This is a genomic window from Phytomonospora sp. NPDC050363 (assembly GCF_040655735.1).
Taxonomy (GTDB): domain Bacteria; phylum Actinomycetota; class Actinomycetes; order Mycobacteriales; family Micromonosporaceae; genus Phytomonospora.
The window spans coordinates 413,626-425,947 of sequence record NZ_JBFAKK010000004.1 but is presented as its reverse complement, the minus strand read 5'-3'; the positions used below and the strand labels follow the sequence as shown (position 1 = coordinate 425,947).

Here is a 12,322-nt window from a genome sequence, read left to right as displayed (position 1 = left end):
ATCGCGCGCCCCTTCCCGCGTCAGGCGGCAGTGCGGATCACCCGCTTTCCCGCCAGCGCCGCGGCGAGCAGCGCGATGACCGCGCCCACGACCACGGCGGCCGCGTACGGGAGCGGCGCGAAGGCCGCCGCCGGTGAGCCCGTCTTGGCGACGGCGAAGGGGACGACGCACGCCATCGCGCCGATCGTCCCGGCGACCACGCTCGCGGCGATTCCCGTGCCCACCTCCCGCAGGAGCATCCGCAGGGTCTGCGCACGTGTGGAACCGACGAGCGACATGGTCGCGAACTCCGTGCGCCGCTGGCCGATCGACGCCACGAGGTTGTTCGTGAGCGCGATGGCCATGAAGGCCGCGATCAGCACGACGACCAGGTAGTTGATCGCCGCCAGGAGCTGCGCGGTCCCGCCGGGGACGGCGTGGCGGTTCTCCACGTCCTGCATCGCGAGGGTGCCCGCGCTGATCCCGACGAACAGCGTCAGGAAGGTCACCAGCGGCCGGATCCGGCGAGGGACGACGGACACGTTGATGCGGGCGACGTGCCCGGGAGCGCTCGCCCCGGCGCGGCCGAGCCGGTTGGCCAGCGCCAGCAGTTCGGTGGCCAGCATGCACAGACCCACGGCGACCAGCACGACGGCCGGACCGGTCATGGCGGTGGTGAGGATGCTGTCGGCGTCCATGCCGAGCACGGCCGAGGACGACCCGAGTCCCGCGATCAGCAGCACCACCGCCGCCGTGCGCCGGAAGCGGTCGCCGCCACGCCCGCCCAGCGCGGTCGGTTCAGGGTCGGCGACGGGACTGCGGGCGGCGAGCGTGCGGCTCCCGATCCAGGCGGCCACGACACTGACGACGAGCACGAGCAGCGCCGCGATCACCGGCAGGGCGGCGCCGGGCGCGTAGACCGTGCCGCTCCCGATCAGGCCGGCATCGTGCATGCGATCCAGCACGAACGCTCCGGTGAGCAGGCCGACGGCCAGGCCCGGGACGGCGGCGATCGTCGCGACCGTGAGGGTCTCCCCCGCGATCCTGGTCTGCACCTGGCGCGGGGTCGCCCCGACCAGGCGCAGCCCGGCGATCTCCCCGGCGCGCCCGGCGAGCGCGACACCGACGGTGGAGACCATCGCGAACAGCACGATCGCCACGACCCACCCGCCGAGGATGATCGGGAACTGGGTGAGGAAGCTGCGGTCGGCGACGTGGGTGGTGTCGGAGAAGCCGGTGGCCAGGAGTGCCGCCATGGCGGTCACCAGGACGGTGCCGATGAAGGCGACGAGCCCGCTGGCGGCGGCTCCGCCACGGTGATGGGCCAGTGAGCGGAGCACTCAGACCACCCCGGCGGTGTCGGCGGCGCGTTCGGCGGACTCGACGAGCGTGGCCATGCGGGCGGCGACGTCGGGGGCCGAGGGTCGCCGCAGATGGTCGACGATCATGCCGTCGGCGAGGAAGAGGACCTGGTCGGAGAAGGAGGCGGCGACCGGGTCGTGCGTGACCATGATGATCGTCTGCCCGTTGTCGGCGAGGTCGCGGAGCAGGCCGAGGACGTCGCGGGCGCTGCGGATGTCGAGCGCGCCGGTCGGTTCGTCGGCGAAGACGACCTCCGGGCCGGTGATCAGGGCGCGAGCGACCGCCACCCGCTGCTTCTGCCCACCGGAGAGCTGGTGCGGGCGGTGGCCGCCGCGCGCGCCGAGGCCGACGCGGTCGAGGAGGGCCGCGGTGTGGCGCGGATCGGGCCGGCGGCCGTCGAGGCGCAGCGGAAGCTCGACGTTCTCGCGCGCGGTGAGCGCGGCGAGCAGGTGGAAGGCCTGGAACACGAAGCCGACACGACGGCGGCGGAGCCGGGTCAGGGCGGTCTCGTCGAGGCGGGAGAGGTCGGCGCCGCCGAGTTCGACCGTGCCGGACGTGGGCTTCTGGAGGCCCGCGGCGCAGTGCAGCAGCGTGGTCTTGCCCGACCCGGACGGTCCCATGATGGCCGTGAAGGACCCGCGCGGCACGTCGAGGTCGACGCCGCGAAGCGCGTCGACCGGGCCGGCCTCGCCGTCGTAGCGGCAGCGCAGGTCATGGATTCGCACGACGGGCGGGGTGCCCGGGGTGCGCGAGGGATGCGACATGATGTCCTCTTTCAGATACATACGTTCGTTTGAAACGAACGTTTACCTGATACGGTAGCACCATGGGCCACAAGGAGAATCTGATCCGCGCCGCGCGCGAATGTCTGCTGCGTACGGGCTACGCGCGCACCACGGTGCGGGAACTGGTCGCCTCCTCGGGGGCCAACCAGGCGTCGATCAACTACCACTTCGGTTCGAAGGAGGCGCTTCTCACCCGAGCGCTCATCGAACTCAACACCGAGTGGGGCGAGCTGCTGTTCCTCGCCCTGGAGGGCCCGAAGGACAGCGTGGGCGCCGATCGGGCCGAGGCCGACCGCGGACGCTGGGAGCGCATCATCGACTCGATCCAGGCCAACCGCGAGCTGTGGTTCGTGAACTTCGAGTCGGTCGCCTACACCCAGCACGACCCGGCGATAAAGGCGATGAACGCCGAGGCGCAGAAGACCTCGCGGACGGCCCTCGCCGCGGCGTTCGCCGACCTCGGCGAGGACGCCGATCCCGAGCACGCGCACGCCGCCGGCTCGCACTACTACTCGCTACTGGTCGGGACGGCCCTCCAGTGGCTGACCGACCCGGCGGCCGCGCCCACGGCCGCCGAGATCGTCGCGGCGGACACCCGCCGGGAAACTCACGAGTGGGCCTGACCACCCTCAGCTTGTCGACCACCACGTCGACGAAGACGCCTCGACGAACCCCAGCGACTCGTAGAGCGGCCGCCCCAGCCGGGACGCGGTGAGCGTGAGCGGCGTTTGCGCCAGGCCCGCCGTGGATCCGAGCATGACCGCGCGGCCGACGCCCTTCGAGCGGTGGGCGGCGGGCGTCGCGACCCAGTAGTGACTGCCGATGCCGTCGGCGACGACGGTGACGCACGCGCCGGCGACGGAACCGTCGAGAACCGCGACGAAGACGTCCACGCCGGGCTGTTCGAGCAGCGCCGTGGGGAACAGCTCACCGGGCCGGTACGGCTCGAACCTGGCCAGCTCGAAGCCGTCGATCACGGCCCGCTCGGCCGCCCGGAGGTCCTCCTCGTCGCGCACCGCGACGACCTCCATCGCGGGCGCCGCGACGGGCCCGGGCAGGCGCAGCATGACCGGCATCCGCCAGTGACGCATGCCCAGGAGACTCAGATCGGTGGCGCTGAAGGGATCCTCGGCGTCGACCGGCCCGGCGGCGCCCCGCGCGAGGGCGGTGATCTCGGCGATCTCGGCCTCGTCGAGATCGGGTTCCTGAATGAGGACGCGCGTGCCGGCGCGTTCGTCGCCGACCACGGCGAGGAAGGCACGGCGGGCGAGGACCTCGTGTCCGCGTGAACGGGCGGTCGCCGTCCAGAACGCGGCGGAATTGCGGGCCTGGCGAAGCGGGGCCTCGGCGAGGGCGGGCGGGTTCGTCTGGATCTTCATGCCGATCACGGTAGGCGCCGAGCGGACCGGCCGAAAGCGCCATTCCGGGCCCGTTCGTTGGGACCACCCGAAAGAACATGCAACTAATGGTTGCATGACGGCGAATCCTCGACTAACGTGATGTGCAACCAAACGTTGCACATGGAGGAATCATGAAGAGCATGGAATACGGCAGCATCGAGCGCGAGATCCACGTCGAGGCCTCGCCCGAGATCGCCTACCAGGTCGTCAGCCGCCCCGAGCACATCTCCCAGTGGTGGTCCGACGACGCGAGCTTCGAGTCGAAGCCGGGAGCGGTGGGCGAACTGGTCTGGGGCGACAGGGAGGGCGTCGAGCCGCTGACCATCGTGGAGGCCGACCCGCACAAGCGGTTCGCCTTCCGCTGGGCCTACCCCGACGGCACCGTCTCCGACAGCGCGAAGTCGCTGCTGGTGACCTTCGACCTCACTCCCTCGGGAAGCGGCACCACGATCCGGCTCACCGAGACCGGTTTCCGCGAGCTGGGCTGGGACGAGGCCAAGGCGGCCGAACTGTACGCCGACCACGTCAAGGGCTGGGACACCTTCGTCCCCCGCCTCGACGAGTACGCCAACCGGCTCGGATCCGCGAAGTGACCGTCGACGACGAACTCTGGTCGGCGGTCGGTGATCCGACCCGGCGCCGGATGCTCGACCTGCTCCTGGCCGACGGCGAAGGCACGGCCACGAGCCTCAGCACACGGCTTCCCGTGACCCGGCAGGCGATCGCCAAACACCTCGGCGTGCTCGACCGCGTCGGACTGGTGCACGCGACACCCTCCGGGCGGGAGAGGCGATACCGGGTGGACGAGCGGCAACTCGCCCGCGCGGTGGCGCAGCTGTCGTCGGTGGGGGCGACCTGGGACGCGCGTCTGCGGCGCATCAAGGAGATCGCCGAGGCGATTCAGCGCACCGCGGACCAGCACAGGCCACAGCACAACCCGTAGGCACGACACACGGCGAAGGAGAAGACAATGGTGGACATCCTGCACAAGGTCGGCGTCCGGTCGAGCGTCGACGAGGTCTTCAAGGCCCTGACGACCGCCGACGGTCTGGCCGGCTGGTGGACGACCGACACCAGCGGTGTCGGCGACACGGTCGGCGGCCGGCTCGAATTCCGGTTCGGCGACCTCGGCGGATTCGACATGAAGGTCGTCGAACTCGTCCCCGACGAGAAGGTGCTCTGGGAGGTCATCGACGGTCCCGAGGAGTGGGTGGGGACGCACGTGGGCTTCGATCTGTCACAGTCCGCCGACTACGCCTCGGTGCAGTTCAAGCACGCGGGCTGGAAGGAACCGGTGATGTTCATGCACCACTGCAGCACCAAGTGGGCGGTGTTCCTGATGAGTCTGAAGGCCATGATCGAGACCGGTAAGGGCGCTCCGGCGCCGAACGACGTCAAGATCGACGACTTCAACTGAGCCCCGCGAGGGGCCTGCGGACCCGGCCAGGTGGGCGACATCCCACCCGGCCGGGTCCGTCCCGTGCTCAGCGCCGGGGATGCGCCAGGAAGAAGTCCCAGGTGATGCCGCTGGCGTCGGGGCCCGAGGGATCGCCGTAAAGACTGCACGAGCAGCCACCGGGGTAGGAGTGCCCGGCGCCGTCGATCATGTACAGCTCCAGCACCGAACCCTGCCCCGGGCCCGAGTAGACCGAGTGCGTGTACGTCCGGCCACCGGGGACGCTCCCCCGCACGACCGACTCGGCGACGGCGTCGATGTCGCCGTCGTCGGCGCCGTCGAGGGCGAGGTCGTCGGTCTGCGCCCACTGCTCGATCACCCGCCCGGCGGTCGCGGGCGGCACGACCGGGTCGGCCGAACCCTGGAACACCAGCACGGGAACCGATCGGGCCCGCGAGCCCATCTCACGCCAGCCCGCCCGGCCCTGCTCGTCGGGATCGCGCTGCGCGAGGATGTCGCACTGGTACTCGCAACCGGCGCCCATGGCCACGGCGGCGAAGACGTCGGGGTAGGTCACGCCCAGGATCCCCGACATCACCGCCCCGGCCGAGATGCCGGTGGCATAGATCCGCGCGCTGTCCACGGTGTACTGCGAGCGGACCTTCTGGGTGATCCCGGCGATGAGCGAGGGCTCGCCGAGACCGCGGTGCTGATTGGTCGGCAGCGGCCAGTTCCAGCACTGCGCGGGGTTGGCGAGGGTGCTCTGGTCGGGGAAGACGACGATGAAGCCGCGCTCCTCGGCCAGGGCGCTGAAACCGGTGAGCAGGTCGAAGCCGAAGCTGTTCTCGGTGCAGCCGTGCAGCGCGACCAGCAGCGGCATCGGCGTGCCGGGACGGTATGTGGAGGGCACGTAGCCGTGGTAGTCGCGGACGCCGGCGAGGCCGGCGTGGACGCCGTAGAAGTACCTCCCGCTCGCCGCCTGAGCCGGGACGGCGAAGGCGGTGAGCAGGGCGGCTAAGACCGCGGCGAGGGCGATCGCCCGTTTGATCATCGGAGGGTTCCTTTCTCGTCGATGGATGTGCGCAGAGCCTTCTTGTCGAACTTGCCGACGCCGGTGCGCGGGATGGCCTCCAGCAACTCCATCCGCTCCGGAAGCTGCCAGCGCGCGAATCCGTTGCCCAGCAGGTGTTCGCGCAGCGACTCCAGCCGCGGCTCGCGTCCGGGCGCGGGGACCACGCAGGCGAGCGGCCGTTCCTGCCAGCGCGGGTCGGGGATCGCCACGACGGCGGCCTCGGCGACGTCGGGGTGCCCCATGAGGGCGGCCTCCATGTCGACCGAGGAGATCCACTCGCCGCCGGACTTGATCAGATCCTTGGTGCGGTCGGCGATCCGGATGTAGCCGTACGGGCTGCCGACCGCGACGTCGCCGGTGGCGAACCAGCCGTCGGTGAACTGGCCGGGTGCCTCGCCGTGCAGGTATCCGTCGACGACCCACATGCCGCGCACGTGCAGGGCGCCCATCGTCCGGCCGTCCCAGGGAACCTCCTCTCCTCGTCCGTCCCTGATGGACACCTCGACGCCGGGAGAGGCGATCCCGGCCTGCGCGCCGGCCTCGTCGAGGAGGCGCTCGTCGTCCCAGTGGCGCATGTGGTGCTTGGGCCAGGCGACGCTGCCCAGCGGCGAGGTCTCGGTCATGCCCCACGCCTGGACGAGCGGGATCCCGAACTCCCGGCGGTACCGGTCCACCAGGGATCGCGGCGGCCGGGCGCCGCCGCAGACAACGTGCCGCAGGTCGGGCAGGCTCAGCCCCGTGGCCGTGAGGTGCTCGGCGAAGTCGAGCCACACCGTCGGGACGCCCGCCGAGACGGTGACCTCCTCGGTGAGCATCAGCTCGGCGAGGCGGGCGGGTGTCAGCGGGCCGGCGAGGAAGACCTGCTTGGCGCCGACCATGGTCGCCGCGTACGGCATTCCCCAGGCGTTCCCGTGGAACATCGGGACGACCGCGAGGCCGCAGTCGCCGGGTCCCAGGCCCAGTCCCGAGCCGGCGGCGACGCCGAAGGCGTGCAGGACGGTCGAACGGTGCGTGTAGACGGCGCCCTTGGGATCGCCGGTGGTCCCCGAGGTGTGGCAGATCCCCAGTGGACGGTGCTCGTCCCACTCCCGGCGCGGGTAGCCCGGTTCATGGACGGCGATCAGGTCCTCGTAGGACACCAGGCCCGGCAGGTCGACGGCGTCGGTGTCGGTGTCGCCGAGGACCAGCACGTGGCGCACCCGGCCCAGACCGCCGGCCGCCTTGGCCGCCACCAGGAGCGGGAGGAGATCGGCGTCGGCGAGGATCACCTCGTCGCCGCCGTGCTCGATCACCCTGGCCAGTTCCGCCGGGGAGAGCCGCAGGTTGAGGGTGTGCAGGACGCGGCCGGTGCCCGGGACGGCGAAGTAGGCCTCCAGGTGCCGGTGGGAGTTCCACGCGAGCGTGCCGACGACGGCGTCCTCGGCCAGTTCCAGACCGTCGAGGGCGGCCATGAGCATTTCCGCGCGGTCGCAGAAGTCGCCGTAGGTATAGCGGTGCACCGCGCCGCCGGGCAGGCCCGTGACGATCTCGACCTCGCGGTGATGGCGGGCGGCGTGACCGAACAGCGCCCAGATGTTGAGGTTCATCCGTGCTCCTTTAAGCGGTCGCAGCGGCGCGCGAACTCGACGACGGCGTCGGCGACGGTCGTGGCGCCCGGCTCGTCCATCGCGATCGTGTAGTGGGTCGTGCCGGGCAGGAGCCGGTCGGTGAAGTCCTTGACGAGCTCGGCGGCCGCCGACGCGTCGGGGATGAGGCCCGGCTGGCCGGGAAGGAAACCGTGCTCGGCGCGCAGGAGCAGGACCGGCACCGACAGTCCGGCGAGGCGTTCACGCAGGACCTCAGGGGCGAGGCTGTCGACGAGGTCGGCCCGGACCGCGTCGGCCGAGGCCCGCGGACGCAGGGCGGGCGGCTCACCGCCGAGGTCGTAGCGCAGGTAGGCCTCCACCCAGCGCCGGCCGGGGCCGTCCCAGCTCGCCTCGGGGAAGACCGGGAGGGCACGCCAGAAGTCGAGGTAGGACTCGGTGTCGGGAAAGGTCTGGTGGAGGCGGGCCAGCTGCGGGGCGAGGAGCTGCTCGACCGGGACCGGCGGCGCGGGGACGGGGACCCCGCCGTCGATGAGCACCAGGCCGCCGACGCGCTGTGGGTACATGGCCGCGAGCGCCACCGCCACGTACGCGCCCATCGAATGGCCGACCACGACGCTCTCGCCGAGGCCGAAGGAGACCATCGCGGCGGCGGTGTCCCTGGCGTGCTGGGCCATGCCGTACGGGCCGTGCTTGTCGGAGCGGCCGCGCCCGCGCAGGTCGAAGGCCAGGAGCGGGCGGCGGCCGGCAAGGCGTTCGGCGATGCCGGCGAAATTGACGTGCGAGGCGGTGAGGCCGTGCAGCGCCACGACGGCCGGGCCCTGGCCGGGCCAGTGGCCGAAGGCGAGTTCGGCGCCGTCGCCGGTGACGCGGCCCTGCGCGGGGTGGTCGGGGATGATGGCCATGGGGCTCCCATACGAACGATCGTTTGGTACTGGTGGGAGCCAGTGTGGGGCGGTGTTGGGCGGGTGTCAAGAGGTGGGACGGGTAGTGGTGGGCGGAGAAGGGCGATGCGGACTCTTTGGTCCGCCGCGGACATTCACCCGGTGATCTTCGGTCCGGTTCAACGGCTACCGCTCGGTAATAGGAACCCGAGCATCGAAGATCACCCCAGTCGTGAAAACTAAGGCGTCGAATCGCCGATCGACTCGTACGAACAAGATCGACAATGGGAGCGGCCATGCAAGCCAAACGTCTATTCTGTTCGACGTTCCTCTCGTTCGCCTTAGCCGCTACGAGTTCCTGTGCCGCACAGTCGGCAACGATCGACATGCCGGCGGACCCGGCCGAATCGCGAGCGTATGAACCGCCATTGGCGTTCGACCTTGAGAATCCCGTCCCGATGCCCGAAGAGGTGATGGCCGCACACCCGGGAAGTCCGAACGGAATCGAGAGCAGTTTTCCCGTCGCGCTGCGCGGGCCGATCACTTACGCCCTTTCCACGCTGGCACTGACGATCATCGATTCCCGCACGGGCGGGACACTTGCGACCATCTCACCGGAGAACGGCATCGGAGTCGAGCTCCGGGAGCACATGGCGCTCAACCGTCCGATCGCTCCAATCCTCATGAACCTCGACGGGAAGGATGTCGTGCTGGCGCCGTTCCTCGTCGACAAGCCGGTGACCGGCACTCAGCGCGGCGGGCACCTTGTCGAACTCCTCACCATCGACGCCCAGAGCCACGCGGTGGTGGGCCGTGCCGTCGTGGACATGCCCGCGGCGTCCTTCGAGGCGTCGCGGCTGAGCTTTCGACTCGTCGGTGCCGCGAAAGAGCGGGCCGTGCTGGCTCTCACGGTCCACGACGCACTCGAAGTCGCCGTCATCGACCTGCGCTCCCAGAAGGAGACCTGGCGCCGTACGGGATTCGACGCCATCACGGTGGCCTCGGACGCGGTCGTCGGAAGAGTGGCCGTACCGGACGCCGCACTGCCCGAATACGGCCAGGCCGGTCTGGCGATCGCCGACGGGAAGGTGCTCTGGAACCTCCGGGACAGCAGCTTCGCCTGGGCGCCGATCGTGCCCGCCGGCCCGCATCTCTTCGCGCTGGAGAAGGGTTCCGGATGGGGCCAGTACAGCTCGTTCGAGCTGTACGACGCGGCCACGGGCGAAATGCGCAACGACGTCACCGGCACACCGGTCTACGACAGTTGCCTCTATGACGACCTCTCCATCGTCGTGTGCCACCTCGCCGACCGGGCCGTGGGCGCCTTCGAAGCCACGACGGGCGAGTCACTGTGGGACTTCGACGACTCCGACGCGTCCCGGATCGCGCCTCAGGTCACCGCGACTTGGCACGGTGCCGTCTACGGACATACCGGCGACCAAGGCGTCATCCTCGACGCCCGCACTGGAGCCGACTGGGTTACCGACATCCTCTTCGCGCCGTACGCCCTCAACGGCCACGTGGCGATCAGCTTCACCGGGGGCGGCCGGCCCGCGGCCGTACTGCCCACGGGCTGACGCCGCCCCTCAAGCCAACATCCCCCGCGCGAAGCCCGTGTAGGTCTCCACCAGCTCGTCGACGTCGACCCCGAACTCCGGGCGCCACCACTCGGCGACGCGGATGCCGATCGACCCGAGCGCGGTCACCGCCAGCAGCGGCTCGCACTCGCGGAAGACTCCGGCGCGCTGACCGCGCACCACGACGTCGAGGAACAGCTCCTCGGCCCGCACGCGCATGGCGTACGCCTGCCTGCGCGTGTCTCCCGTCAGCGCCTCCAGTTCACGGCTGCACACGCGTGCCAGCAGGGGGTACTCGGCGTGCAGCCGCACGTGGGCGCCGACGAGCGCGGTCAGCCGGCCGGCGGGATCCTCGCCGACTTCGGCGAGCGCGGTGGTCAGTCTTTCCAGGTGCTCGTCGTGGCCGTGCCGGATCAGTTCGGCGAGGATGTCCTCTTTGGACTTCACGTGGGCGTAGACGGTGCTCGGGTGGATGCCGACGGAGCCGGCGAGATCGCGGACGGACACGGCGTGGAACCCGCGCGCGGCGATCTGCCGCAGCGCCTCTTCCAGTAGCCGGCGCATCGTTCCGGTGGCGGTGACGCGCGGCGGGAGCACGTCGCCGGCGGCGCCTTCGATGGGCGGGCCGTGGTCGGCGGCCAGGCGCAGGAGGTCGGCGCGGTCGGGGCGGCCGTCCGGCTTGGTGGTCACGGGCGGAGTCTAGTGGGCGGCACGCGGACGGGGACCCGTGAGCTGCGAGGGGTCGGCGGGTTGCGGCCTTTTCGTCGGATCCGGCGCCTACCCTGGCCGGGCAGGCGCCGACGACAGGGGGACCCGGGATGGCGAGCGGTGATCAGGTGGAGACGGAGTTCCCGCACGGCATCGGCAAGGTGGCCCGGCGCGAGCTGGCCGCGCACGGGTACACGCGCTACGAGCAGCTGACCGGCGTGTCGGCGGCGGCTCTGCTCAGACTCCACGGGATCGGTCCGAAGTCGATCCGGATCCTCGGCGAGGAGCTGGCCGACCGGGGACTGGCCTTCGCGGAGGAATGACCGCGCCCCGGCGACTCACGCGACGGCCAAGGCGATGCGGTACCCCTCCTCTTGGAGCGCGTCCATGGTCTCCTCGGGGTCGCCTGCCCGCGGTTCCAGCCACAGTTCGATGAGCCGGGTGATGGGCGCGGGCAGACGGTAGCGGGTCTGGACCTTCGGACTCCCCCACTGCGGGATGGTCGGCGTGAAGGGCTCCATCGGCGTGCCGGGCGCGAAGTCGAGTTCGAAGGCGTGGCCGATCGTCAGTTCGGTCGACGGCGTGGCCTCGACCGACATCACCGCGAAGGGGAACGAGTGCGCCTCAGGCGCTTCGAGCGCGACGTGGAGGTCGCAGTGCTCCCAGACGACGAGGATCCGGTCGGCGCGAAGGACGGACGGGAGCAGACCCAGGCGGGCGACGGCCTCGGCGGCGTCCTCACCGCGCTGGTAGGGACGCGAGCGGATGTGGCCTCCGTAGGGCTCCTCCCGGTCGTCGAAGAAGAAGTGGACGTGCGGCGGCATCACCGATCCGTCGAGGCGGAGTGCGGCGTCGGTGCCTTCGACGCTGGCCAGCCTCGCCGCGGCGGCGGCCGGGTGCTCGTCGGCGATCTCGGGTGGAGGGGTGGTCGTCATGGGGACTCCTCGGGTCGCGGCGGTGTGCCTCTCCGTATACCCACCATGCCGCAGAACAAGTTCACCGAGCCCGAAGGGCGTGTTCGAGTGGGTCTCCGCCAAGCCCTAGGCGGCGCAGAACTCGTTGCCCTCGGGGTCCTGCATGAGCCACCAGTGACCGGCCGGGCCCTTGTCGAACTCGCGGATCCGGGTGGCGCCAAGACCTTCCAGGCGTTCGACGAGGGCGTCGAGCCCGCCGGGTTCACTGTGGACGTCGATGTGCAGGCGGTTCTTGACCGTCTTGCCCTCCGGGACGTCCTGGAAGAGCAGCCGCCGGCCCTTTCCGACGCCACTGGTCTCGTCGAAGGGGTCTTCGGGGTGCCGGACCGCCGCGTACCCGCGGAAGATCTTGCCGCCGCCGTGCTCGGTGACCGCTTCCTCGGGGAGGTGGCCGGCCGCGAGCAGCTGCTCGATGAGCGCGCTCGGATCCTCCACCTCGTATTCGAGGGCGGCGGCCCAGAAGTCGGCCAGGGCGGGTGCGTTCTCGCTGTCGATGACGAGCTTCCAGTTCAGTGCCATGTAACTATTTATAGCGGTTACACGGGAGCGCGCGCAAGCGGAACAGGAACTCACTCGTAGGGCGGCCACCGACACCGCGGCGA

At 70.7% G+C, this 12,322-nt stretch carries 15 protein-coding genes; 6 read left to right on the top strand and 9 right to left on the bottom strand.

Translation table 11 applies throughout. The features are described 5' to 3' along the window. Positions 1 to 20 precede the first annotated feature (20 nt). The gene (locus tag AB0I28_RS13395) at positions 21 to 1,319 is read right to left on the bottom strand and encodes an FtsX-like permease family protein (protein ID WP_357492869.1); all 1,299 of its coding nucleotides are present in this window, start codon (positions 1,317 to 1,319) and stop codon (positions 21 to 23) included. After that, positions 1,320 to 2,105, bottom strand: a complete 786-nt coding sequence (locus AB0I28_RS13390; RefSeq protein ID WP_357492868.1) for an ABC transporter ATP-binding protein — start codon at positions 2,103 to 2,105, stop codon at positions 1,320 to 1,322. It lies immediately after the preceding gene. Positions 2,106 to 2,167: 62 nt separating this feature from the next. Between AB0I28_RS13390 and AB0I28_RS13385 the strand changes: the two genes are divergently transcribed. Next, positions 2,168 to 2,749 (top strand): helix-turn-helix domain-containing protein, encoded by a 582-nt coding sequence (locus AB0I28_RS13385; protein ID WP_357492866.1) that lies wholly within the window; start codon positions 2,168 to 2,170, stop codon positions 2,747 to 2,749. A 6-nt stretch (positions 2,750 to 2,755) separates the two neighbouring features. Here the strand turns inward: AB0I28_RS13385 and AB0I28_RS13380 are convergent, their stop codons facing one another. Further along, positions 2,756 to 3,505 carry a GNAT family N-acetyltransferase gene (locus tag AB0I28_RS13380; protein ID WP_357492864.1) on the bottom strand — a complete coding sequence of 250 codons (750 nt, stop codon included), beginning with the start codon at positions 3,503 to 3,505 and terminating at the stop codon, positions 2,756 to 2,758. Between the two features lie 152 nt (positions 3,506 to 3,657). On the opposite strand from AB0I28_RS13380, the gene AB0I28_RS13375 reads away from it, so the two are divergent. Genes AB0I28_RS13375 through AB0I28_RS13365 form a run of 3 tightly spaced genes read left to right on the top strand, consistent with a single transcriptional unit; the run spans position 3,658 to position 4,943 of the window. Beyond that, the gene (locus AB0I28_RS13375; RefSeq protein ID WP_357492862.1) at positions 3,658 to 4,119 is read left to right on the top strand and encodes an SRPBCC family protein; all 462 of its coding nucleotides are present in this window, start codon (positions 3,658 to 3,660) and stop codon (positions 4,117 to 4,119) included. Continuing rightward, complete coding sequence (locus tag AB0I28_RS13370) at positions 4,116 to 4,469, top strand: metalloregulator ArsR/SmtB family transcription factor (RefSeq protein WP_357492860.1); 354 nt, start codon at positions 4,116 to 4,118, stop codon at positions 4,467 to 4,469. The genes AB0I28_RS13375 and AB0I28_RS13370 overlap by 4 nt, the downstream gene beginning before the upstream one ends. 27 nt (positions 4,470 to 4,496) lie before the next feature. Then, on the top strand, positions 4,497 to 4,943 hold the full coding sequence (locus tag AB0I28_RS13365; RefSeq protein ID WP_357492858.1) for an SRPBCC domain-containing protein: 447 nt from the start codon (positions 4,497 to 4,499) through the stop codon (positions 4,941 to 4,943). Positions 4,944 to 5,010: 67 nt separating this feature from the next. On the opposite strand, the gene AB0I28_RS13360 is transcribed toward AB0I28_RS13365, so the two are convergent. Genes AB0I28_RS13360 through AB0I28_RS13350 form a run of 3 tightly spaced genes read right to left on the bottom strand, consistent with a single transcriptional unit; the run spans position 5,011 to position 8,482 of the window. Then, entirely contained in the window at positions 5,011 to 5,973 is a 963-nt protein-coding gene (locus AB0I28_RS13360; protein ID WP_357492856.1) for a PHB depolymerase family esterase, read from the bottom strand. After that, complete coding sequence (locus tag AB0I28_RS13355) at positions 5,970 to 7,580, bottom strand: long-chain-fatty-acid--CoA ligase (RefSeq protein ID WP_357492854.1); 1,611 nt, start codon at positions 7,578 to 7,580, stop codon at positions 5,970 to 5,972. The genes AB0I28_RS13360 and AB0I28_RS13355 overlap by 4 nt, the downstream gene beginning before the upstream one ends. Further along, a complete protein-coding gene (locus tag AB0I28_RS13350) occupies positions 7,577 to 8,482 on the bottom strand; it encodes an alpha/beta hydrolase (protein WP_357492852.1) in 906 nt (301 codons plus the stop codon). Before AB0I28_RS13350 ends, AB0I28_RS13355 begins: the two co-directional genes overlap by 4 nt. Before the next feature lie 437 nt (positions 8,483 to 8,919). Here AB0I28_RS13350 and AB0I28_RS13345 point away from each other — a divergent pair, with 437 nt between their 5' ends. After that, positions 8,920 to 10,038: a hypothetical protein gene (locus tag AB0I28_RS13345; protein WP_357492850.1), complete on the top strand. Its 1,119-nt coding sequence runs from the start codon at positions 8,920 to 8,922 to the stop codon at positions 10,036 to 10,038. A gap of 9 nt (positions 10,039 to 10,047) precedes the next feature. Here AB0I28_RS13345 and AB0I28_RS13340 read toward each other — a convergent pair whose 3' ends face one another. After that, positions 10,048 to 10,728: a TetR/AcrR family transcriptional regulator gene (locus AB0I28_RS13340; protein ID WP_357492848.1), complete on the bottom strand. Its 681-nt coding sequence runs from the start codon at positions 10,726 to 10,728 to the stop codon at positions 10,048 to 10,050. Positions 10,729 to 10,856: 128 nt separating this feature from the next. On the opposite strand from AB0I28_RS13340, the gene AB0I28_RS13335 reads away from it, so the two are divergent. Then, positions 10,857 to 11,069, top strand: a complete 213-nt coding sequence (locus AB0I28_RS13335; protein WP_357492846.1) for a DNA-binding protein — start codon at positions 10,857 to 10,859, stop codon at positions 11,067 to 11,069. 15 nt (positions 11,070 to 11,084) lie between these two features. Here the strand turns inward: AB0I28_RS13335 and AB0I28_RS13330 are convergent, their stop codons facing one another. Both AB0I28_RS13330 and AB0I28_RS13325 read right to left on the bottom strand, forming a co-directional pair. Beyond that, on the bottom strand, positions 11,085 to 11,681 hold the full coding sequence (locus tag AB0I28_RS13330) for a hypothetical protein (protein WP_357492844.1): 597 nt from the start codon (positions 11,679 to 11,681) through the stop codon (positions 11,085 to 11,087). A 105-nt stretch (positions 11,682 to 11,786) separates the two neighbouring features. Next, the gene (locus AB0I28_RS13325; RefSeq protein WP_357492842.1) at positions 11,787 to 12,239 is read right to left on the bottom strand and encodes a VOC family protein; all 453 of its coding nucleotides are present in this window, start codon (positions 12,237 to 12,239) and stop codon (positions 11,787 to 11,789) included. Positions 12,240 to 12,322 lie beyond the last annotated feature (83 nt).

Bases quoted from the DNA above. Each gene is read 5' to 3' on its own strand.
- AB0I28_RS13380 (WP_357492864.1), bottom strand. From the start codon at position 3,505: ATGAAGATCCAGACGAACCCGCCCGCCCTCGCCGAGGCCCCGCTTCGC.
- AB0I28_RS13360 (WP_357492856.1), bottom strand. From the start codon at position 5,973: ATGATCAAACGGGCGATCGCCCTCGCCGCGGTCTTAGCCGCCCTGCTC.
- AB0I28_RS13385 (WP_357492866.1), top strand. From the start codon at position 2,168: ATGGGCCACAAGGAGAATCTGATCCGCGCCGCGCGCGAATGTCTGCTG.
- AB0I28_RS13330 (WP_357492844.1), bottom strand. From the start codon at position 11,681: ATGACGACCACCCCTCCACCCGAGATCGCCGACGAGCACCCGGCCGCC.
- AB0I28_RS13345 (WP_357492850.1), top strand. From the start codon at position 8,920: ATGCCCGAAGAGGTGATGGCCGCACACCCGGGAAGTCCGAACGGAATC.
- AB0I28_RS13390 (WP_357492868.1), bottom strand. From the start codon at position 2,105: ATGTCGCATCCCTCGCGCACCCCGGGCACCCCGCCCGTCGTGCGAATC.
- AB0I28_RS13335 (WP_357492846.1), top strand. From the start codon at position 10,857: ATGGCGAGCGGTGATCAGGTGGAGACGGAGTTCCCGCACGGCATCGGC.
- AB0I28_RS13350 (WP_357492852.1), bottom strand. From the start codon at position 8,482: ATGGCCATCATCCCCGACCACCCCGCGCAGGGCCGCGTCACCGGCGAC.
- AB0I28_RS13355 (WP_357492854.1), bottom strand. From the start codon at position 7,580: ATGAACCTCAACATCTGGGCGCTGTTCGGTCACGCCGCCCGCCATCAC.
- AB0I28_RS13375 (WP_357492862.1), top strand. From the start codon at position 3,658: ATGAAGAGCATGGAATACGGCAGCATCGAGCGCGAGATCCACGTCGAG.
- AB0I28_RS13325 (WP_357492842.1), bottom strand. From the start codon at position 12,239: ATGGCACTGAACTGGAAGCTCGTCATCGACAGCGAGAACGCACCCGCC.
- AB0I28_RS13365 (WP_357492858.1), top strand. From the start codon at position 4,497: ATGGTGGACATCCTGCACAAGGTCGGCGTCCGGTCGAGCGTCGACGAG.